General features: G+C 65.4%; 18 protein-coding genes and 2 tRNA genes. 7 read left to right on the top strand and 13 right to left on the bottom strand.

Features of this window, described 5'->3' with window-relative positions:
- Positions 1–14: 14 nt before the first annotated feature.
- A complete protein-coding gene (locus ACEN9P_RS21270; RefSeq protein ID WP_495620387.1) occupies positions 15–1,508 on the top strand; it encodes an NAD(P)H-hydrate dehydratase in 1,494 nt (497 codons plus the stop codon).
- A gap of 12 nt (positions 1,509–1,520) precedes the next feature.
- On the opposite strand, the gene ACEN9P_RS21265 is transcribed toward ACEN9P_RS21270, so the two are convergent.
- Both ACEN9P_RS21265 and rnr read right to left on the bottom strand, forming a co-directional pair.
- Positions 1,521–2,078 (bottom strand): YggT family protein, encoded by a 558-nt coding sequence (locus ACEN9P_RS21265; RefSeq protein WP_074579926.1) that lies wholly within the window; start codon positions 2,076–2,078, stop codon positions 1,521–1,523.
- A gap of 61 nt (positions 2,079–2,139) precedes the next feature.
- A complete protein-coding gene (gene rnr, locus ACEN9P_RS21260; protein WP_495622213.1) occupies positions 2,140–4,452 on the bottom strand; it encodes a ribonuclease R in 2,313 nt (770 codons plus the stop codon).
- 166 nt (positions 4,453–4,618) lie between these two features.
- Here rnr and ACEN9P_RS21255 point away from each other — a divergent pair.
- Positions 4,619–4,703: transfer RNA gene (locus ACEN9P_RS21255), tRNA-Leu, on the top strand.
- A 132-nt stretch (positions 4,704–4,835) separates the two neighbouring features.
- Here ACEN9P_RS21255 and rimO read toward each other — a convergent pair.
- The 5 genes from rimO to ACEN9P_RS21230 all read right to left on the bottom strand — a co-directional run bounded on the left by rimO (position 4,836) and on the right by ACEN9P_RS21230 (position 10,628).
- Positions 4,836–6,245: a 30S ribosomal protein S12 methylthiotransferase RimO gene (gene rimO / locus ACEN9P_RS21250; protein WP_477662705.1), complete on the bottom strand. Its 1,410-nt coding sequence runs from the start codon at positions 6,243–6,245 to the stop codon at positions 4,836–4,838.
- Between the two features lie 98 nt (positions 6,246–6,343).
- Positions 6,344–6,835 carry a polyhydroxyalkanoate synthesis repressor PhaR gene (phaR, locus tag ACEN9P_RS21245; RefSeq protein WP_051001938.1) on the bottom strand — a complete coding sequence of 164 codons (492 nt, stop codon included), beginning with the start codon at positions 6,833–6,835 and terminating at the stop codon, positions 6,344–6,346.
- A gap of 273 nt (positions 6,836–7,108) precedes the next feature.
- Positions 7,109–7,185, bottom strand: a tRNA-Val gene (locus ACEN9P_RS21240).
- 247 nt (positions 7,186–7,432) lie between these two features.
- Positions 7,433–9,694 (bottom strand): RelA/SpoT family protein, encoded by a 2,262-nt coding sequence (locus ACEN9P_RS21235; RefSeq protein ID WP_477662704.1) that lies wholly within the window; start codon positions 9,692–9,694, stop codon positions 7,433–7,435.
- Positions 9,695–9,722: 28 nt separating this feature from the next.
- Positions 9,723–10,628 (bottom strand): alpha/beta fold hydrolase, encoded by a 906-nt coding sequence (locus ACEN9P_RS21230; RefSeq protein WP_495620386.1) that lies wholly within the window; start codon positions 10,626–10,628, stop codon positions 9,723–9,725.
- 118 nt (positions 10,629–10,746) lie between these two features.
- On the opposite strand from ACEN9P_RS21230, the gene ACEN9P_RS21225 reads away from it, so the two are divergent.
- On the top strand, positions 10,747–11,529 hold the full coding sequence (locus ACEN9P_RS21225; protein WP_436154227.1) for a 3-hydroxybutyrate dehydrogenase: 783 nt from the start codon (positions 10,747–10,749) through the stop codon (positions 11,527–11,529).
- A gap of 6 nt (positions 11,530–11,535) precedes the next feature.
- Here the strand turns inward: ACEN9P_RS21225 and ACEN9P_RS21220 are convergent, their stop codons facing one another.
- From ACEN9P_RS21220 to ACEN9P_RS21210, 3 genes are read right to left on the bottom strand one after another with little or no spacing between them, the layout of a single operon-like run.
- Positions 11,536–12,630, bottom strand: a complete 1,095-nt coding sequence (locus tag ACEN9P_RS21220; protein WP_495620385.1) for an NAD(P)/FAD-dependent oxidoreductase — start codon at positions 12,628–12,630, stop codon at positions 11,536–11,538.
- Positions 12,630–13,667, bottom strand: coding sequence for a histone deacetylase family protein (locus ACEN9P_RS21215; protein ID WP_477662701.1), 1,038 nt, complete (start codon positions 13,665–13,667; stop codon positions 12,630–12,632). Before ACEN9P_RS21215 ends, ACEN9P_RS21220 begins: the two co-directional genes overlap by 1 nt.
- Positions 13,668–13,713: 46 nt before the next feature.
- Positions 13,714–14,559 (bottom strand): N-formylglutamate amidohydrolase, encoded by an 846-nt coding sequence (locus tag ACEN9P_RS21210; RefSeq protein ID WP_495620384.1) that lies wholly within the window; start codon positions 14,557–14,559, stop codon positions 13,714–13,716.
- A gap of 244 nt (positions 14,560–14,803) precedes the next feature.
- On the opposite strand from ACEN9P_RS21210, the gene ACEN9P_RS21205 reads away from it, so the two are divergent.
- Entirely contained in the window at positions 14,804–15,430 is a 627-nt protein-coding gene (locus ACEN9P_RS21205) for an outer membrane beta-barrel protein (RefSeq protein WP_477662699.1), read from the top strand.
- 73 nt (positions 15,431–15,503) lie between these two features.
- Here ACEN9P_RS21205 and ACEN9P_RS21200 read toward each other — a convergent pair whose 3' ends face one another.
- Complete coding sequence (locus tag ACEN9P_RS21200; RefSeq protein ID WP_495620383.1) at positions 15,504–16,415, bottom strand: LysR family transcriptional regulator; 912 nt, start codon at positions 16,413–16,415, stop codon at positions 15,504–15,506.
- Between the two features lie 130 nt (positions 16,416–16,545).
- Between ACEN9P_RS21200 and ACEN9P_RS21195 the strand changes: the two genes are divergently transcribed.
- Positions 16,546–17,007: a multidrug/biocide efflux PACE transporter gene (locus tag ACEN9P_RS21195; RefSeq protein ID WP_477662697.1), complete on the top strand. Its 462-nt coding sequence runs from the start codon at positions 16,546–16,548 to the stop codon at positions 17,005–17,007.
- 33 nt (positions 17,008–17,040) lie between these two features.
- Here the strand turns inward: ACEN9P_RS21195 and ACEN9P_RS21190 are convergent, their stop codons facing one another.
- Positions 17,041–17,754: an SIMPL domain-containing protein gene (locus ACEN9P_RS21190; protein ID WP_477662696.1), complete on the bottom strand. Its 714-nt coding sequence runs from the start codon at positions 17,752–17,754 to the stop codon at positions 17,041–17,043.
- A 388-nt stretch (positions 17,755–18,142) separates the two neighbouring features.
- Here ACEN9P_RS21190 and ompR point away from each other — a divergent pair, with 388 nt between their 5' ends.
- Positions 18,143–18,880: an osmolarity response regulator transcription factor OmpR gene (gene ompR, locus ACEN9P_RS21185; protein WP_007866319.1), complete on the top strand. Its 738-nt coding sequence runs from the start codon at positions 18,143–18,145 to the stop codon at positions 18,878–18,880.
- A gap of 220 nt (positions 18,881–19,100) precedes the next feature.
- Positions 19,101–20,477 carry a sensor histidine kinase family protein gene (locus ACEN9P_RS21180; RefSeq protein WP_477715171.1) on the top strand — a complete coding sequence of 459 codons (1,377 nt, stop codon included), beginning with the start codon at positions 19,101–19,103 and terminating at the stop codon, positions 20,475–20,477.
- Here the strand turns inward: ACEN9P_RS21180 and ispF are convergent, their stop codons facing one another.
- The gene (gene ispF, locus ACEN9P_RS21175) at positions 20,478–20,963 is read right to left on the bottom strand and encodes a 2-C-methyl-D-erythritol 2,4-cyclodiphosphate synthase (RefSeq protein ID WP_495620382.1); all 486 of its coding nucleotides are present in this window, start codon (positions 20,961–20,963) and stop codon (positions 20,478–20,480) included.
- Between the last annotated feature and the right edge of the window lie 55 nt (positions 20,964–21,018).

Genomic DNA, 21,018 nt, shown 5'->3' with positions numbered 1-21,018 from the left:
CGCACAATCGGGCCATGCGAAAAATTTCCAGTGCCCTCAGCGAGCCGCTTCACGGCGTGGCGGCCACCCGCGAATTTGAACGGCTGGCCGCCACCGGCCTGCCGCCGCACACGCTGATGCAGCGAGCCGGCCTGTCGGTCGCGCGCCTGGCGCTGGCCCTGGCGCCGCACGCGCGGCGTATCTGGGTCGCCTGCGGCCCCGGCAACAACGGCGGCGACGGCTTCGAGGCCGCCATGCACCTGCACCGCTGGGGCAAAAACGTGAGCCTGACCTGGACCGGCCTGCCACCCGGAAAAACCGGCCAGCCGCCCGATGCCCAGGCCTCGCGCGAACGGGCCCTGGCCGCCGGCGTGCCCATGGCCGCGCAGCCGCCCGAGGACTTCGATTTCTGCATAGACGCGCTACTAGGCATAGGCGGCACGCTGGACCCGGCCCGGACGGGTTCGGCCTTGATGCGGGAATGGCTGGCGCGTATGCAGGCCGGTACCGCCCCACGGCTCGCGGTGGACCTGCCGACCGGCCTGGACGCCGACACCGGGACTTTCAACGCCGGGCCCGCCATAGCCTCAGATGTCTTTACCTTGAGCCTTTTGACCCTGAAGCCGGGCCTGTTCACCGCGAACGGCCGCGACTATGCGGGCCAGGTGTGGTTTGACGACCTGGGCACAGCGACCGCCGGCGCGCCGGCGCCCAATGCCTGGCTGCTGGGCGCCGACCGGGCTTCGCGCGCGCCCAGGCATGCCAGCCCGCATGCCAGCCACAAAGGCAGCTTTGGCGACGTGGCGGTGCTGGGCGGGGAATCCACAACTCGCAGCCATATGGCGGGCGCCGCCCTGCTGGCCGCGCGGGCCGCGCTGCATGCGGGCGCGGGCCGTGTGTATGTGGCACTGCTCGGCAGCCCGGTGCTCAGCACGGATCCCCAGCAACCCGAATTGATGTTCCGCGCCCCGGAGGCGCTGGACCTGGCACGGCAGGTGGTGGTGTGCGGCTGCGGCGGCGGCGATGCCGTGCGCGCCGTGCTGCCCAAGGTGCTGTCGGCCGCGCCGCGGCTGGTGCTGGACGCCGACGCGCTCAACGCCATCGCCGGGGACACCCAGCTGCAGACCCAGCTCGCGGCCCGCCACCGCCGCGGCTATGCGACGGTGCTCACACCCCATCCGCTCGAAGCCGCCCGGTTGGCCGAGATCAGCGCCCAAGAAGTGCAAGCCAAGCGCCTGGTTCACGCCCGCCAGTTGGCTGAGCGCTTTCAGTGCGTCGTGGTGCTCAAGGGTTCAGGAACCGTGATCGCCGCGCCTGGACAGGCCAGCGCCATCAACAGCAGCGGCAACGCCCTGCTGGCCACGGCGGGCACGGGCGATGTGCTGGCCGGCATGCTGGGGGCGCGCATGGCCGGGGGAGTTGAGGCTTTTGAAGCGGCATGCGGCGCCGTGTTTGCCCACGGCCGCCTGGCCGATGAATGGCCCGCCGGCGGGCAGGCGCTGACGGCGTCGGCGCTGGCCAACGCCTAGATCGCCAGGCCGCTAAACCAGGACCATCAAGGCAATCTGCAGCAGCACGATCAGCACCAGCGCCGAGATGTCGACCCCGCCCACGACGGGGATCACCCGGCGCAACGGCGCCAGCACGGGCTCGGTGAGGCGGCCCAGCAAGGCGTAGGCCGGGGAGCCGGGCTGCACCCACGAAAGAATGGCAAAACCCAGCACCAGGATGAACAGGGTTTGCAACGCCACGCGCACCAGCATCTTGAGCGCAAAAGACAGCAGCGTCAGCAGGATCACGGGCGCCCACTCAAGCGCACCCAGCAGCAGCCCGAACAGCAGGGCCCACAGCAAGGCATAGGCCAGTGCCAGCACGGCGGCGGCGATCACGCTGGCCCAGTCCACCCGCGACTGCGCCAGCGACCTGGGCAATGCCCGGCGCAGCGGCTTGACCAGCCAATCAGTCAAGGCCATGACAAAGCTGCCCGGCTGGGCGCTCATGTTGACCCGGACCCAGTTCATCCAGGCGCGCAGCAGGGCCGCGGCAATCAGCAGGAAAAAAATGGTTTCAAGAAGAAACGACAGGATGCGGATCAGCATGCGCGGCCCGCCCTGCGCGAGAGAAGATGGGGAAAACAATCCATGGCTATTTCCTGGACGCCTAGCGGCGAGGCTTCTTGCCCTGCTTGCGCCCGGCGCTGCCGGCGGCCTTCTTGACGGCGGCCTTCAGCGCCTGGATGGGTGACTTGGGCGTGCGCTCGCTGCCGGCGCTGCGGCCCGAACTGCTGCCACGGCTGCCGGAGCGGGTTTCCGTGCGCTTGCCGGCCGGTTTTTTGCCGGCCTTGCCGGTCCGGGGCTCGGCGGCATGGCGCGCGGCGCCGCGCTCCTGGGCCGGTAGTTCCGTGGCATGGCCGCCGGTCTTGTCCTTCATGGCGCGGCCGACCAGGTCCTGGCCTTCATTCACCAGCCGGAAGTCGATCTTGCGGCCGTCCAGGTCCACCCGGCTGACCTGCACCCTCACCCGCGTGCCGATGGCGTAGCGGATGCCGGTGCGCTCGCCGCGCAGTTCCTGGCGTGCTTCATCGAAGCGGAAGTATTCGCCGCCCAGCTCGGTGATATGCACCAGGCCCTCGACATACATCGCGTCCAGTGTGACGAAGATGCCGAAGCCGGTGGCCGCCGTGACGACGCCGCCGAACTCCTCGCCCAGGTGTTCGCGCATGTACTTGCATTTGAGCCAGGCCTCGACGTCGCGGCTGGCTTCGTCGGCACGGCGCTCATTGGCGCTGCAATGCAGGCCGGCGGCCTGCCAGGCGAGTTCGTCGGCGCTGGCTTTTTTGGGCTTTTGCGTGGGTTCCTTGACGCGCGAGGCCAGCCGCTTGGACAGCTTGGCCTCGGCCTCGCCCGGGGTGGGCAGGGTCGGCAACTGGTATTTGGCCTTGTTGAGCACCGCCTTGATGACACGGTGCACCAGCAAATCGGGGTAGCGCCGGATCGGGCTGGTGAAGTGCGTGTAGGCCTCGTAAGCCAGGCCGAAGTGGCCGCTGTTCATCGGCGTGTAGATGGCCTGCTGCATGGAGCGCAGCAGCATGGAGTGGATTTGCTGCGCGTCCGGCCTGTCCTTGGTGGCCAGCGCGATGCGCTGGAACTCGCCGGGCTCCGGGTCGTCGCCGATGGTCATGCCGACGCCGGCAGCCTTCAGGTAGTTGCGCAGCATCTCCTTCTTCTCGGGCGTCGGGCCTTCGTGCACGCGGTACAGGCCCACGTGCTTGCTCTGCGAGATGAAGTCGGCCGAGCAGACGTTGGCGGCCAGCATGGCCTCCTCGATCAGGCGGTGGGCCACGTTGCGGGTACGGGGCACGATTTTTTCAATGCGCCCCGCTTCATCGCAGACGATTTGCGTTTCGGTGGTTTCAAAGTCCACCGCGCCGCGCACACCGCGCTCCTTGAGCAAGGCCTGGTAAACGTCATGCAGGTCAAGCAAGTGCGGCACCAGCGCCTTGCGCTGCGCGGCTTCGGGGCCGCGTGTGTTGGCCAGGATGGCGGCGACCTCGGTGTAGGTGAAGCGCGCATGGCTGAACATCACCGCCGGGTAGAACTGGTAGGCGTGGACCTCGCCCTTGGCGTTGACCAGCATGTCGCAGACCATGCACAGGCGCTCGACGTTGGGGTTGAGCGAGCACAGGCCGTTGGAGAGTTTCTCCGGCAGCATGGGAATCACGCGGCGCGGGAAGTACACGCTGGTGGCGCGGTCATAAGCGTCGATGTCGATGGCGCTGCCGGTTTCCACATAGTGGCTCACGTCGGCAATCGCCACCAGCAGGCGCCAGCCCTTGCCGCGGCCGACCTTGGCCGGCTCGCAATACACGGCATCGTCAAAGTCGCGGGCGTCTTCGCCGTCTATGGTGACCAAGGGCACGTCGGTCAGGTCGATGCGGTGCTTTTTGTCGGCGGGCCGCACGGCATCCGGCAAGGCGCGGGCCAAGGCGAGCGCCTCGTCGCTGAATTCATGCGGCACACCGTATTTGCGCACCGCGATTTCGATTTCCATGCCGGGGTCGTCGATCTCGCCCAGCACTTCCTTGACGCGGCCCACGGGCTGGCCGAACAGCGCCGGCGGCTCGGTGAGTTGCACCACCACCACCTGGCCGGCCTTGGCCGTGCCGGTGGCACCCTTGGGGATCAGCACGTCCTGGCCGTAGCGCTTGTCTTCGGGCGCGACCAGCCAGACGCCGCTTTCCTGCAACAGGCGGCCGATGATGGGGTTGGAGGAGCGCTCGATGATCTCGGTCACGCGGCCCTCGGGCCGGTTTTTGCGGTCATGCCGCACGATGCGCGCCTTGACGCGATCCTTGTGCAGCACCGCGCGCATTTCATTGGGCGGCAGGTAAATATCGGCCTCGCCGTCGTCGCGCAATACGAAACCATGGCCGTCGCGGTGGCCGGAAACGGTGCCCTCGAATTCAGCGAGCAGACCGGAGGAATGGGCGGACGATCCGCCCGTATGGGAATGAGTTGTTTTGATAAAAAGTCTCTTTTTGTTGGGGCTGCTGGTTTTGAGTATGCAGCCGAAATATTTCAGGAAAATTTGTGGGCCGGGGCCTCAGAATGCGTTCAAGTAATGGTACACTGCTAGCTGTGCCCGGGTGGCGGAATTGGTAGACGCGCACGGTTCAGGTCCGTGTATCGCAAGATGTGGAGATTCGAGTTCTCTCCCGGGCACCAGATACACCAAACAGCTTTGCCAGACTCTGAAACGAGCTCTGGAAGAAAGCAAGATTAAAGCCACTGTGACCCAGTGGCTTTTTTTGTTTCCGGGCCCCGCCTTGCAGCCCGGTTTCTCGTGAGTCGGCTTGATCAAACAGGCACGGCCACCAGGTCGTGGCCCTGGGTTCCGACGATGCGGGCCCGGGTGAATTCGCCCACTTTCAGCGTCTTGCTGATTTTTTCGGGCGGTAGCAGCTTGACCACGCCGTCGATCTCGGGCGCATCGGCATAAGAACGCCCGATACCACCCTTTCGGCCCATCGCGGGCGCAGAGTCCACAAGCACCTGCATGGTCGCGCCTATGCGCTGCTGCAGCTTCTGGCTGGACACCGCCTCCGCCACGGCCATGAAACGGGCGCGCCGCTCTTCACGCAATTCCATGGGCAGCATGCCCGGAATGTCGTTGGCCGTGGCGCCTTCCACGGCGCTGTAGGCAAAGCATCCCGCACGGTCGATTTTGGCTTCGCGCATGAAATCAAGCAGGTGCTCGAACTCAGCCTCGGTCTCACCGGGAAAACCGGCGATAAAAGTACTGCGGATCACGATCTCGGGGCAGATTTCGCGCCAGCGCGCAATGCGCTCGAGGTTTTTCTCGCCGCTGGCCGGCCGCTTCATGCGCTTGAGCACATCCGGATGGCTGTGCTGCAGCGGAACGTCCAGGTACGGCAACACCTTGCCGGTGGCCATCAGCGGCAGCACCTCATCCACACTGGGGTATGGATAGACGTAATGCAAGCGCACCCAGGCGCCATAGGGCTCGGCGATCTCGCCCAGCGCCTGCACCAGCTCCAGCATGCGCGTCTTGACGGGTTTGCCGTCCCAGAAACCGGTGCGGTATTTCACGTCCACGCCGTAAGCCGAGGTGTCCTGGCTGATCACCAGCAATTCCTTGACGCCGCCCTCAAACAGTGCACGCGCCTCGTTGAGCACGTCGCCTATGGGCCGCGACACCAGGTCGCCGCGCATCGAAGGGATGATGCAGAAGGTGCAGCGGTGGTTGCAGCCTTCGCTGATTTTCAGGTAGGCGTAGTGCCGGGGCGTGAGCTTGATGCCCGCAACACCGAAAGCGTTGGGAACCAGGTCCACAAAAGGATCGTGCGGTTTGGGCAAATTCAGGTGCACCGCATCCATGACTTCCTGCGTGGCGTGCGGGCCGGTCACGGCCAGCACGCTGGGGTGCATCTGGCGCACCAGGTTGCCGCCGTCCTCGCCGGCCTTGGCGCCCAGGCAGCCGGTGACGATGACCCGGCCGTTCTCGGCCAGCGCCTCGCCTATGGTGTCCAGGCTTTCCTTGACCGCATCGTCGATAAAGCCGCAGGTGTTGACGATGACCAGGTCCGCGCCTTCAAAGGTCTTGGAGGTCTGGTAGCCCTCGGCACTCAGCTGCGTGAGGATCAGCTCGGAATCGGTCAGGGCTTTGGGGCAGCCCAGGCTGACAAAACCGACGCGGGGCGCGGCCTTGGCGTTGGCAGGGGCGGAGGGGGAAATTACGTCGCTCATGGGGTCTATTGTCTCAGGGTAAGCGTCAGGGCGAACCGTGAACCCCGGATGGCCTTCAACGGCCTGTATTCGCGCGGGCACAAGGCCCCGCGTTCAGTTCACTTTTTCAAGCCAAAAGCTTGCAGCATCTGCTCGCTCTGCTTTTGCATCTGCTCTTGCATCTGCGTGAAAACGTTCTTGGATTGCTCCACATAGGTGCCCATCATGCCCTGCATCATGGGCGACTGCGCATTCATGAACTGCGCCCACATTTCAGGTGTCAGCCCCTTGGACTGCTCGGCCATCTTGACCTGCAGGTCCATGAAGCTCTGGACATTTTTCTCCAGGTAGGCGCCCATGAAGCCCTGCATCGCGTTGCCGTAAAAACGGATGATGTTGGCCAGCACGGCCTCCGTGAACATGGGCGCGCCGCCGGTCTCTTCCTCGAGAATGATCTGCAGCAGGATGCTGCGCGTCAGGTCTTCGTTGGTCTTGGCATCGCGCACCACAAAATCGGCGCTCTCCATCACCAGTTGCCGCACTTCGGTGAGCGTGATGTAGGTCGAGGTCTCGGTGTCGTAGAGCCGCCGGTTCGGGTACTTCTTGATCACGCGGGACGCCGCAGCCTTGCCGGCAGCCCGGCCGCTTCTGGCGCCGGAATTACCGTCGGCAGCCGCATCGCCCTGTGAAGGCGGAAGGCCGGATGCCGGGCTGGTGGATTTGCTTTTTGGCACTGATTTCTCCTCTGAATGACGGCCAGCGACCAGGCGCCGGGGTTCAATACATTCTAGGAATTCTGATGTACACAATCCCCTTGGTTTACCCTGTGTGATGGGCCCGCATCATGGATGCGAAGGCCTGGACAGGAACCGTTTCGAGGGAATTGGTAGGCGCGATTGGACTCGAACCAACGACCCCCACCATGTCAAGGTGGTGCTCTAACCAGCTGAGCTACGCGCCTAAGGACTGTTCGAAGCTAGCAGTATAGCACGTAAATTTGGCCCCCACGGTCGCGCACTTCGTGTCGCTCCCGAGGCCTTGCAGGCCGCGGCTCGCGAGACGCTTCGCCTCTGTCGCCCGTCCAAGCCTGCGCAGGCAGGCTTGGAGCCGCGGGCTCCAGCCCCTCGGGGGCCGCTGCGCCTGCGGCCCGGCGAAGCCGGTTCCGCGGCTCATGCTGGTGAAAACAGATTCCCAACGCAACTCGCAACTCAGCGCCTGCGCGCGGAGCGCACGCCCGGCACCTCGGCGACGACGGCCAGCACCTGGTTGAGGCGGCCTGATTGCGCCACTTCCACGGTGAAAGTCATCCAGGCCGTGCCGCCGCGGTTGTCTTTCACCGACTGCGTCTGCACGCCGATCACGTTCATCTTTTCCTTGGCGAAGACTTCGGAAATATCGCGCAGCAGGCCCTGCCGGTCGGCCGCCTCGACGGCGACGTCCACCGGGTAGACCGCGCCGTCGGGTGTCTTGGGCGAATTCCATTGCACCTCGATCACACGGTCCGGGCTGCCGGCGGCCATGTTGCGGAAGTTGCTGCAGTCGCTGCGGTGAATGCTGACGCCCTTGCCCTTGGTGACAAAGCCGAGGATCTCGTCGGGCGGCGCGGGCTTGCAGCATTTGGCCAGCTGCGTGAGCAGGGATCCCATGCCGACAACCAGCACACCGCCCGCCGCCTTCTTGGCGTTCGGGTTGGGTGCCCGGGCTTTTTTTGCCAGCACGTAATCGTCCTGGCTCAGGACCGGTTCGGGCGGCCTGAGCATGTTCTCTATCGTGCGCAGCGACAACTCGTCCTTGCCCACCACCTCAAACAAATCATCCGCCGCCTTGAAGCCGAGCTGCGCCGCCAGGTCGTCCAGCTTCATCGCCGTCTTGCCTTCGCGCTGCAGCAGTTTTTCCACGGCCTCGCGGCCCCTGGCCACGGTCTGTTCCATGGCCAACGCGTTGAACCAGGCACGCACCTTGGACTTCGCACGATGGCTGCTCAGAAAACCGAGTTCGGGGTTGAGCCAGTCGCGCGAGGGCCCTCCCTCCTTGACGGTGATCACCTCCACGGTCTGGCCGTTTTGCAGCGGTGTGTTGAGCGGCACCATGACACCGTCGATGCGCGCGCCGCGGCAGCGGTGGCCCAGGCTGGTGTGCACGCTGTAGGCAAAGTCCACCGTGGTCGCGCCCTGCGGCAGCTCCACGATGGCGGCATCAGGCGTCAGCACGTAGATACGGTCCTCAAACAAGCCCTGCTTGTCGTCGCGCGCGCGCTGGGCCGCCGGGCCTGAGAGGTCGCGCTCCCAGGCCAGCAGTTGCCGCAGCACGGCGATCTTGGCGTCGTACTCGCTGCTGGCCGAAACGCCGCCGTAGCCCTTGGTGCCGGCCTCCTTGTAAGCCCAGTGCGCCGCCACGCCGTGCTCGGCATGGTCGTGCATGGCCTGGGTGCGCACCTGGATTTCCACCGCCCTGCCCGCCTCGTCGCGCACCACGGTGTGCAGCGACTGGTAGCCGTTGCTCTTGGGCTTGGCGATGTAGTCGTCGAACTCGCCGTCCACCGGCGTGAAGCGCGAATGGACGTAGCCGAGCGCCGCATAGCAGCCCTTCACATCGGCGGCGATCACGCGCAGCGCGCGTATGTCAAAGACCTGCTCGAAGTCCAGCGACTTGCCGCGCATTTTTTTCACGATGCTGTAGATGTGCTTGGGCCGGCCCTGCACCAGCGCGGCAATGCCGTTCTGGTTGAGTTCGCGCTCCAGCTGCGCGCGCAGGGCTTCCATAAAGCCTTCGCGCTCCACCCGCTTTTCGTCGAGCAGGCGTGCCGTCTGCTTGTAGGTTTCCGGCTCCAGGAAACGGAAGGCCAGGTCTTCCATCTCCCATTTGATCTGCCAGATGCCCAGGCGGTTGGCCAGCGGCGCAAAAACATGCAACGACTCGTAGGCCAGCGGCAGCGGCGCGGTCTGGCGCGTCGCGGCATAGTGGCGCAGGGTCTGCAGGCGGGACGCCAGGCGCAGCATCACCACCCGCAGGTCGCGCGAAAACGCCAGCAGCATCTTGCGCACGTTTTCGGTCTGCGCGGCCGGGTCGTCCAGCAGCTGGGCTTTCGCATTCGCCGAACGTGCCTGGCGCTGCACCTGGACCAGCTTGGTGGTCTCCATCGCCAACGCGGCATAGTTGGCGCCGAAGGCCTTGGTGATCACTTCCTGCGGCTTGTTCAAATGCTGGCAGGCATAGACCAGGTAGCTGGCCGCCTGCATGGCTTCGGAGCCGCCTATGGTCTTCAGGATGGCCGCCACCGCGTCGGCATGGGCGAGGATGTTTTCACCCGTGTCATGCGTTTCGCTGGCGATCAGGGGCTCGGCGAACGCGCGGGCGCGGGCCAGCGCATGCGGCTGGTCGGGCAGGCTGTCGGCCGTGGCGGTCACGATGGAGGCATTCGCCCCCTGGGAGGCTGTCGGGCCACCGGGCCCGACCACATTGCTTTTCATGAAACTTCAGTCAAATGGTTGCGCGGCCTCAGCCCAGCAAAAAGCCCGTCACGGCGGCGAGCTGGTCGGGCGCGATCAGCGTGGGCGCATGTCCCACGCCTTCGAATTCCACCACGCGGGCACGCGGCCCGCGCTGCGTCATGGCCAGGGCTGTCTGCGGGCTCAGCAGGTCGGATTGCCGGCCCCGTATCACCAGGGTTTCGGCCTTGATATTGTCGTAGAGCTGCCAGAGCATGGCCTCGCCCTGGCGCGCGGATTCCTCGGTTTCCTGCTTGAAGGGTACGGCGATGGCCGGGTCGTAGTGCAGGCGCCACTTGGCGTCAGCGGCTTCGGAGACGCGCCTGAGCATGGGGCGCGACAGCGCCAGCCACTGCTCGGGCGTGTGCGGGCCGAAGCTCTGGGAGATCGCCCACATCGCATCGGCCGCTTCCTGCACCGAGCCGAAGTGGCCGGCCTGGCCCAGGTAGGTGCCTATGCGCACAATCGCCTGCCACTCGATGGACGGCCCCACGTCATTGAGCACCAGCCGGCGCACCGGCACCGGCAAGGGCAGGTTGGGCGTTCCACACACCGCCACGCCGATCAGTCCACCCATGCTGGTACCCACCCAGTCCAGCGAGGCCACCGGCGCCTGGGCGTGCAACTGGCCCAGCATGGCCAGCATGTCGCCCGCATAGGTGCGCAGCTGGTAGCCCATGGGGTCCTTGAGCCAGTCGCTTTCACCGCGGCCCACCACATCGGGGCAGACCACGCGCACATCGGCCTGCCCGGACAGCGCCCGCGCCAGCACGTCAAAATCGCGCCCCTGGCGCGACAGGCCGTGCACACAGACGATCAGGTGCGCACTGTCCGGCCGGCCCCACTGCCAGTAAGCCATGCGGTGGCCGCCGCCGGCATCGGGGCAGTTTACGTAGTTCAGCGTAGGTTGGGTCATGGTGCGGCGGTTCAATTCAAAGGCTTGATAATTGCTTGAGAAATCAGCCCGGCGCCAGGTGCACGGCGCGAGGTTCGGGATCCCAGTTCAACCATCGTAAATCATCCGGAGAAACAATATGCTCAAAGGTAAAACAGCCCTCGTCACCGGCTCGACCAGCGGGATAGGCCTGGGCATCGCCAAAGCGCTGGCGGCGCAGGGCGCCAACATCGTGATCAACGGCTTCGGCGACGTGGATGGCCCCAAGGCCGAAGTGGAAGCGCTGGGCGCGCGCGTGGCCTACCACGGCGCCGACATGAGCAAGGTCGCCGACATCGAGGACATGATGCGTTACGCCGCCGCGCAGTTCGGCCAGGTCGACATTCTCGTCAACAACGCCGGCATCCAGCACGTGGCGCGCGTCGAGAACTTCCCGGTCGAGCGCTGGGACGCCGTGATCGCCATCAACCTGAGCAGCGCCTTCCATGCCACCCGCCTGGCCCTGCCCGCCATGCTGGCGGCCAACGGCGGCAAGGGCTGGGGCCGCATCATCAACGTGGCCTCGGTCCACGGCCTGGTCGGCTCGGCCGAAAAATCCGCCTACGTAGCCGCCAAGCACGGCATCGTGGGCCTGACCAAAGTCACCGCACTCGAAAACGCCACCACGGGCGTCACCTGCAACGCCATCTGCCCCGGCTGGGTGCTCACGCCCCTGGTGCAAAAACAGGTGGACGCCAAGGCCGCCGCCGGCAACATCAGCAACGAGGCGGCCACCAAACAACTGCTGGGCGAAAAAGAACCCTCGATGCAGTTCACCACGCCCGAAGAACTGGGCGCGCTGGCGGTGTTTTTCTGCTCACCGGCCGGCAACAATGTGCGCGGCGTGGCCTGGAACATGGACGGCGGCTGGGCGGCGCAGTAAGCGGCTTTACAGCATCCGGCTCACGTAATCACCGATCGCCAGCGAACTCGTGAGCCCCGGCGATTCAATGCCGAAGAGGTTGACCAGGCCCGCCACGCCGTGATCGCGGGGCCCCTGGATGAGAAAGTCCTTGGCGGCCTCATGGGGCGCCTGGATCTTGGGCCGTATACCGGCATACCCCGGCGTCAGCGCCCCATCGGCGAGCGCCGGCCAGTACTTGCGCACCTCGGCGTAAAAAGCCTCGCCCCGCGCCGGGTCCACCACCAGGTCGTCGGGCGAATCCACCCACTGCACATCGGGGCCGAACTTGGCCTGGCCGCCCATGTCCACCGTCAGGTGCACGCCCAGGCCGGCGGCCTCGGGCACGGGGTAGATCAGGCGGTTGAACGGTGAGCGCCCGGGCAGCGTGAAGTAGTTGCCCTTGGCGTAGTGGCTGGGCGGCACATGCTGCGGGGATAAGCCGGAAAAGCGCCCGGCCAGTTGCTGGGCCCGCAGGCCCGCGGCGTTGACGACGGTGGTGGCTTCAAGCGCCGTACCGTCTTGCGCTGTGAGATGGATGGCACCCTGCAGGCATTCCGCCCGGGCCAGCGGTGAATTGAGCGCAACCAGCCCGCCCGCGTTCTCGAGGTCGCCCTGCAGCGCCAGCATCAGGCCGTGGCTGTCGACGATGCCGGTGCTGGGTGAATGCAGTGCGGCCACACATTCGAGCTGCGGCTCCAGCGCCCGCGCTTCTTCGCGCGTCAGCAGCACTAGGTCGTTCACCCCGTTGGCCTCGGCTTTGTCGCGTATGCCCTGCAGCTGCGCGACCTGCGCCTGGCTGGTCGCCACAATCAGTTTGCCGCAGCGCCTGTGGCCTATGCCGCGTTCGGCGCAGTAGGCATACAGCAGTTCCTTGCCTTCCACGCACAGCCGGGCTTTGAGCGAGCCTTGCGGGTAATAGATGCCGGCGTGTATCACCTCGCTGTTGCGCGAGCTGGTGCCCGTGCCTATCGCATCGGCGGCCTCCAGCACCATGACCTCCCTGCCCCGCAACGCCAACGCACGCGCCACGGCCAGGCCCACCACACCCGCACCTATCACCACACAATCGACTTTGTCCATCAGCGGCCTTCAAAACCTTCAATGACGTTGACCGCATTGGTGCCCAGTTCGGCAGCCGCGTAGCCGCCTTCGAGCACAAACACCGTGGGCAGGCCCAGCTTGCCCAGGCGTTCGCCGAGGCGGATGAAGTCGTCCGGCTGCAGCGCAAATTTGGAGATCGGGTCCCCGGCAAAGGTGTCCAGCCCCAGCGACACCACCAGCGCGTGCGGCTTGAAGCCGGCGATGCGCAGGCAGGCCGCTTCCAGCGCCTCGAACCAGCGCGCCGCCGTGCAGCCCGCCGGCAGCGGCAGGTTCAGGTTAAAGCCCGCGCCCTCGCCCGTGCCGGTCTCGTCGGCATGGCCCAGGTAAAACGGGTACTCGGTCATGGGGTCGCCATGCAGGCTCACAAACAGTACGTCGGCACGGTCGTAAAAAATGCTTTGGGTGCCGTTGCCGTGGTGGTAATCCACGTCCAGCACCGCCACGCGCGCCGCGCCGCCATCGCGCAATGCCTGGGCGGCCACCGCGGCGTTGTTCAAAAAGCAATAGCCGCCCATGAAGTCTGGCCCCGCGTGATGCCCGGGCGGGCGGCTGCAGCAGAACACGGCGCGCTCGCCTGCCGTGAGCAAAGCCGCGGCGCTGGCGGCGGCATCCGCGCCGGCCTTGGCGGCCTGCCAGGTGCCGGCCGACAGCGGCGTGCCGTTGTCCATCGAATACAAGCCCAGCCGCGCGGTGAAGTTGAGCGGCTCCACGTCGCTGCGCAGCGAGCGCACCGGCCATACCGAGGGAAAGGGCTGGCGCTGTTCGTTGCCGGCTTCCAGTTGCACCCAGTCGCGCCAGGCATGCTCTAGAAACGCGAGGTAGCGGGCGCTGTGCACCTGGGCCAGCACCGCGCGGCTGTCGGCATCCGGCGTCTGCAGCACATGGCCGCGTTCGCTCAAACGGGCTTTGACATATTCGGCGCGCGCCGGTGTTTCAAAACAGGGCACACGCTCGCCGCGGAAAAATTCGTGCTGCGGGGCATGGGCATGGTGGCTGTCGCTGAAAAAGGTAAGCATGGCGGCGTAGGGGTTGGGCAAAAATGCAGACGGCGGCCCGCGGGCTTCACATCGCGCGAGGGTCGGTGTTGAGCAGCCGCTCGACCAGCGAGCGCAAACTGGCCTTGAGCGATTCGGCGCCGGGTGTCAGCGCGAAGCTGCTTTCATCCATGTACAGCTTGCGGTTGATTTCGAGCTGGATGCTGTGCCGGTGTTCGGCGGGCCGGCTGTAGCGGCGAACCAGTTCCACGCCCTTGTAGGGGTGGTTGTAGGCCACGCTGTAGCCGCGCGCCTTCAGGTGTTCGCACACCAGCCTGGACAAGGCCTTGCTGGCCGTCGTGCCTTCGCGGTCGCCCACCACGAAGTCGGCATGCGCCTCGCCCGGAAAATCCGTGGCGCTGCTGGAGGCCACCGCGGGCATGGAATGGCAGTTGATGTGGATGCTGTAGCCGTGCGCCTCATGGGCGGCGTCAATCGCGCGCGCAACGGCCGCGTGGTAGGGCTTCCAGCACTGCTCTATGCGCGCCTGGATTTCCGCCACGCCCAGCTTGCGGTCGTACAGCGGCACGCCTTCATCCGTGGTGCGCCAGATCAGGCCCTTGCCCAGGCGCACCTTGGACAATATTTTGGGGTCGGTCTCCACCGGTCCGGGCCAGGGCCCGTCCAGCAGGCTTACGTCCATTTCCGTGGTGTTGCGGTTGGCGTCGAGGTAGCTGCGCGGAAAGTGCGCCTCCACCCAATGCACGCCCAGCGCGGGGGCAAAGTCGTAGAGTTTTTCGACATGGGTGTCTTCGGCACTGCGCAGCACGGCGAGTTCGCAGGCGTGCCGGAAATCCGCCGGATAGACCGTTCCGCTGTGGGGAGAATCCAGGACCAGCGCTGTGCTTCCGGGCAGGTAGGTAATGAGCGGCATGCCCTGACTTTAGCACCGCAAAAATCGGCTCAGAAGCCCCGCATTGCGCCGCGCCACTGCGTCCTGCTGTGCGCAAACTCCGCGGGCAAACTTCCGCTTGTCCTACAGGGATTTAACTTTTGCACCCACAAAAGTGCACCCGGGCGCATCTTAAATTTCACGACGGAAATCAACAACTTGCGGCCGTTTTGCCACAAGCGTGACGCCGCCCATTCATCCATTGAAATCCATTGAAGGAAGCACCATGCCATCTTTGACAAAAACCTTTTCCGCCACCTTACTGGCCGCGGCCGCGCTGGCGGCCGCCACCGGCGCGCAAGCCCAGAGCAGCTCGAGCTCCAGCACCGGCATGTCGAGCAGCAGCAACTATTCCTTTTATGCGCCGGGCTCGCGCTATTTCGGCCTGAACGTGGGCCAGTCGGACTTCTCGCTGCCCAGCGGTGCCGGCGGTTTCCCGTCTGACAACAAGGACACCTCGTACAACCTCTACGGCGGCAGCTACTTCAACAACAACTTCGGCCTGGAACTGGGCTACACCGATTTCGGCAAGGCCAACCGCGGCGGCGGGCAGACCGAAGCGCAAGGCATCAGCCTGAGCCTGGTCGGACGCCTGCCGCTGAGCAACTCCTTCAACCTGCTGGGCAAGCTGGGAACGACCTACGGGCACACCCGCGTGTCCGCCTCGCCGGCTTCCGGCCTGGCCTCCGGCAGCGACAACAACTGGGGCGTGTCTTACGGCATAGGCGCCGAATGGGCTTTTACCCCGGCCCTGTCGGCCGTGCTGGCATGGGACGAACATAACCTGAAGTTCGTCGGCACCGGCAAGGAACGCGTCAGCACCACCAGCCTGGGCCTGCGCTACCGCTTCTGACAAGCCTTGACGCAGGCGCGCTTGCCGCGCCCGTCGCCACCCGCCCGCATGCCCGCCCAGGCTGCGGGCTTTTTCACATCCCGCCCGCGATCGCGGCCGGATTTGCGGGCCCGGCGGGTGCCAGCATTTCCTGCAACAGCCAGGTGCCGGCGCGGCCCAGGGAACGCTGGCGCGACCACACGGCATCGACGGGCACGCGCCGCGGCCAGCCGCGCGCGTCGAGCTCGCTGAGCTTGCCGGTGGCAAAACGCGTCACCATCCAGCGCGGAATCGCCGCCCAGCCAAAACCCAGCACCGCCATTTCCATCAGCATGAGGTAGCTGGGCGCCGACCAGGCGCGGCGCGACTGGGGCAGGCCCTGGGCGCCCTGCTCTCCCTCTATATATGTATCCAGCCGCAATTCCCTGAAGCCGGCCAGCAGCTCGGGCGTGATGTCCTTCATGCCGGCCAGCGGGTGGCCTGTGGCCACAAACAGCGTGATTTCAGACTGCTCGGCAATGGTGGCCGAGCCGATGTCCGGCGGGTAGGCGTTTTGCGCGGCCACCACGCCTATGTGCGCACGGCCGGTCTGCACCAGCGAGACCAGGTCGCCGTGCTCGGCAATCAGGCATTCGAACTCAAGGTCCGGAAAGCGCTGCTCGAACGCCAGCAGCATTTCCTCAAACCGGTCGGACTGGTAGGTGTCGGACCAGACCACGCTGAGCTTGGGCTCCATGCCGCCGCCCAGCTGGCTGGCGGCGCGGTCCAGCCGGTCGCTGGCCGCCAGGATTTCCTGCACCTTGCCCAGCATGACCCTGCCGTGCTCCGTCAGGGCCGGCTTGCGGCTGCTGCGGTCAAACAGCGTGATGCCCAGGTCAATTTCCAGGTTGGCGATGGCACTGCTGACGGTGGACTGGCTTTTGCCCAGCTTGCGCGCCGCGGCCGAAAACGAGCCCAGGGTGGCAGCCTCGGCAAAAGCGGTCAGGGCTTCCGGGGAGTGGCGCATAGGACGGTTTTATATCTATTTTTACGATAGTTATTGATTTTAATGTATTCGAAATAACGATGAAAATACCCTCATGGCCACCCAGCATCCATGCTGATGGGGCCCGAACAGTCAGAAAGTGAAGTGCATCGTGAGTCTGCAGAAATCCCTCAAAGAACGTTTTTTCCACGCCCTCGGGTTTGAAGTCCTGGCCATCGCCATCTGCGCGCCCCTGGGCGCCTGGCTGCTCGGCTATTCGCTGGCGCACATGGGCCTGCTGACCCTGATGGTCTCTCTCATGGCCATGAGCTGGAATATGCTGTTCAACGCCCTGTTCGACCGGGCGCAGCGCCGCATGGGTTTTGAACGCACCCTGGCGGCGCGTGCCGTGCATGCCGTGCTGTTTGAAATCGGCCTGATCATGGCGGTGGTGCCGCTGGCCGCCTGGTGGCTGGACATAGGCCTGTGGGAAGCCTTTGTGCTGGACATCGCGATCGTGCTGTTTTTCCTGCCCTACACCTTCGGCTTCAACTGGGCATACGACCACCTGCGCGCCAAGGTCGTCGCCCGCCATCGCCGCCGCAAGCAGCAAGCCTGCGCCTCGGCGGCCTGAGCGGTCCGGGGCGGCCCTGGCCGCCCCGTTTCATCACTTCATCTGCACCGAACCCGACACATTGACCAGCACCGTGCTCTTGCCGGCTTCCACCGGGACGCCGGCATCGGCCATTTCAGCCTTGGCCATCGCCATCATGCGGGGGCGCGGCGGGCTGCCCTGGTCGTTGGCGTTGATGGAGACCTCGCGCAGGCTGTAGCTGGAAAAGCCGAAGCCGCGCGCGATTTCACCGGCCTTGGCCTTGAAGCGCTCTATCGCCTGGGCCTGGGCCTCGCCCTCGACTTTGGCGCGCTGCTCACGGCTCAGGGCAAAACTCACGTTGCTCATGGTGAGGGTCTGGATCTTGCCCGCCGTGCCGGTGATGCGCGGAAAGTCCTTGCCTTCCAGCACCAGCTCGGTCGAACCCTGCCAGCCGTTGATCTTGCCGTCCTTGCCGTAGCGCGGGTAGAGGCTGAAATTGCCGGTGCGCACGTCCATCTGGCCCGGCGCGGCCGCCTGCTTGGCTTGCGTGAGCGCGCTGTCCAGGGCCTGCTTGAGCTGGCTCTGCACGACGCCGGCGTCGCTGCCGTCGCGCGTGGTGCTCAGGGAAATTGACAGCAGGTCCTGCTGCACCTCGACGGAACCGCTGGCCGACAGCTGGGCCACGTTCTGCAGGGTTTCATGCTGCAGGGTCTGGGCCATGGCGCTGGAGGCCAGCGCGGCGCCGGCAAACAGGGCGCATGCGGCGATCAGGGTGGGAGTTCGCATCAGAAAAACCTTTCGAGGGGTGTTCTCAGCGCTGGGCTGAAAAAGAGAAAAAACCCATAAACATCCGTCAGGGCTGGCGCGCTTTTTATGGCTTTTGCAAGTCATTCGGAGCCCCAAGGTGACGACGGCCTATGCCCGTTTTTGGGCTTGGCCGGTTTCTGTTTACGGCGGGTAACGCCCTGCAGCAACAGGTGCGCAGAAGCGGCCGCCCATTTTTGCATGTGATTTCGCCTATGCCTGTAGGAGCATTGCGACAACAAGGCCTGCAGCCGCGCTCACAGTTGCACAGCGCCGCAACTTTTGTAACAGTGTGTCAAACCGACTGAAAAACGAGACATCTCGTGTTTTCAGCCTTCAAAATGGCTCTGTTACAAATTACCAGACGACTATGACCCAAGCCCAACCTAACGCCCGTGCCGACAAAATCCTGATCCTTGACGACGATGCCCGCATCCGCGACCTGTTGCGCCGCTACCTCGCCCAGGAGGGTTTCGAAGTCATCCTGGCCGAAGACAGCAAGGCCCTGAACCGCATCATGCTGCGGGACGCCGTCGACCTGATCGTCCTGGACCTGATGATGCCCGGCGAAGACGGCCTGTCCATCTGCCGCCGGCTGCGCGCGGCCAACGACCGCACCCCCATCATCATGCTGACCGCCAAGGGCGAAGACGTGGACCGCATCGTCGGCCTGGAAGTCGGCGCGGACGACTACCTCGCCAAGCCCTTCAATCCCCGCGAGCTGCTGGCCCGCATCCACGCCGTGCTGCGCCGCCGCCCCACCGCCGAAGTGCCCGGCGCGCCGTCCAGCGACCAGGAAGTCATCACCTTCGGGCCCTTCTCTTTCGACATGGGCCTGCGGACCCTGCACAAAAACGGCGAGGAACTGCCCCTGACCACCGGCGAGTTCGCCATGCTCAAGACCCTGGTGCGGCATCCGCGCCAGCCGCTGTCGCGCGAAAAGCTGGCGCAGCTGGCCCGCGGCCGCGAGTTCGAGCCTTTTGACCGCAGCCTGGACGTGCAGGTCTCGCGCCTGCGCAAGCTGATCGAAGTCGATGCGGCGGTGCCCCGCTACATCCAGACGGTCTGGGGCATAGGCTACGTGTTCGTGCCGGACGGCACTAACTAGCCCCCACGCTTTTCACTGCGCCTTCGGCTTCGTGTAATGCGCTGCCCCCCGAGGGGGCCGCCCGCCTGCGGTCTGGCAAAGCCAGTCCCGCGGCTCATGCTGGTTGGAGAATTCACTGACGCGCGCCTGCAACAGGCGGCTACAGCTTGTCCGCCGTGACGCGAGCGTATCGTGCTAACGTCCATTTCCAGCCCGCCCACCCGGCACGTACCCACTTTTTATGGACGCCACCAACCCGGCCCCTCTTGAAACCGCACCGGCACCGCTGGAGATGCGCCCGCGGCGCGGCTTCAGCCTGTTCTGGCGGACATTTTTCTTTTTGTCCCTGCTGCTGTTCGGCTCCATCGTGGCCTGGCTGCAGACCTTCCGTGCGCTTGAATCCGAGCCGCGCGCCATCCAGAGCGCGCAGCAACTGGCCTCCCTCGTCAACCTGAGCCGGGCCGCGCTGCGCTATTCCGACGCCATCGCCCGCGTCTCGCTGATCAAGACCCTGGCCGACGAAGAGCGCGTGCGCATCACGCCGCGCGAACCCAAGGACAAGTTCGAGCTGTTCGAAAGCGACGAGCTCGGCGAGCGCACCGCCGAAGAGCTCAGGGCCCGGCTGGGCAGCGGCACCGTCGTAGCCAGCAGCGTCAACGGCCAGAAGGGCCTGTGGGTGGGCTTTGCCATCGACGGCGACTCTTACTGGCTGCTCACCGACCCATCCAAGATAGGCCCGTCTCGCAACAGCACCTGGGTCATCTGGCTGATCACGGCAGCCGTGTTGTCGCTGGCGGGAGCGGCCTTTATCGCCCGGCTGATCAACCGGCCGCTCAAGCAGCTGTCTTTCGCAGCCAGCCGCATGCGCGACGGCGATTTCGACGCCAGCCTGCTCGACGAGAAGGTCGCCACCAGCGAGATCCGCGAAGTCAACATCGGCTTTAACCGCATGGCCGAGCAGCTCTCCAAGATCGAGCAGGACCGGGTCATCATGCTGGCCGGTATTTCGCACGACCTGCGCACGCCGCTGGCGCGCCTGCGCCTGGAAACCGAGATGAGCGTCACCGACCCCGACGCGCGCGAACACATGGCGGCCGACATCACCCAGCTGGACGCCATCATCGACAAATTCCTCGATTACGCCCGGCCCGAGCCGCCGCGGCTGGAGCGCGTCTCGCTCAATGCGGTGGTCGATGCCGCGGTCTATGCCGTGGCCGACTACGAGGACATGCGCGTGACCGTCGCCATCCCCGATGACATGGCGGTGCTGGCCGACGAGGTCGAGCTGTCCCGCGTGATCGCCAACCTCTTGGAAAACGCCAGGCGCTACGGCAAGACGCCGGAAACCGGCATTGCCCTGGTCGACATCGCCGCCAAGGCCCGCGACCAGTGGGTGCTGATCAAGGTGCGCGACCACGGCATGGGCGTGGCGCCCGAAACCCTCTCAAAACTCACGCGGCCGTTTTTCCGCGGCGATGCCGCCCGCACCGCCGCCACCGGTGCGGGCCTGGGCCTGGCGATCGTGGAAAAAACCGTTCACCGCATGGGCGGCGTGTTCGGCCTGGCCAACACCGGTTCGGGCGGACTGGCCGCGCACATCAAGCTGCGGCGGAGCTAGTCAGCCCTGCAGCAGCACCACGGCGCGGGCCTCCATGCTCAGGCCCTGGCCAACCGGCCCCAGCTTCTCGGCGGTTTTGGCCTTCACATTGACCTGCCCGGCGTCCAGCCCCAAAGCGGCGGCGATATTGCCGCGCATCGCGGCAATGTGCGGAGCGAGCTTGGGCGCCTGGGCAATCACAGTGCTGTCGATATTGACGATCTTCCAACCGCGCTCGGCCAGCAACCGCCCCACCTCGGTCAGCAGCACCGAGGAATCCGCGCCCTTGAAGCGCGCGTCAGTGTCCGGAAAATGCGAGCCGATATCGCCCAGCCCCGCCGCGCCCAGCAGCGCATCGGTGATCGCGTGCAGCAGCACATCGGCATCCGAATGGCCGAGCAGGCCTACGGCGTGCGGAATATCGACCCCGCCTATGATGAGCTTGCGCCCAGGCACCAGGGCATGCGTGTCCCAGCCTTCACCGATTCGAAAGTTCATGGCGGTCATCGTGGGGCCTTACAAAAAAGAAGTAGGTCGAATGGGGTTGACGGGGTCGCCATGT

The sequence above is a fragment of the Polaromonas sp. Polasp52 genome (assembly GCF_059491565.1).
This window is presented reverse-complemented; position numbering and strand designations above follow the sequence as displayed.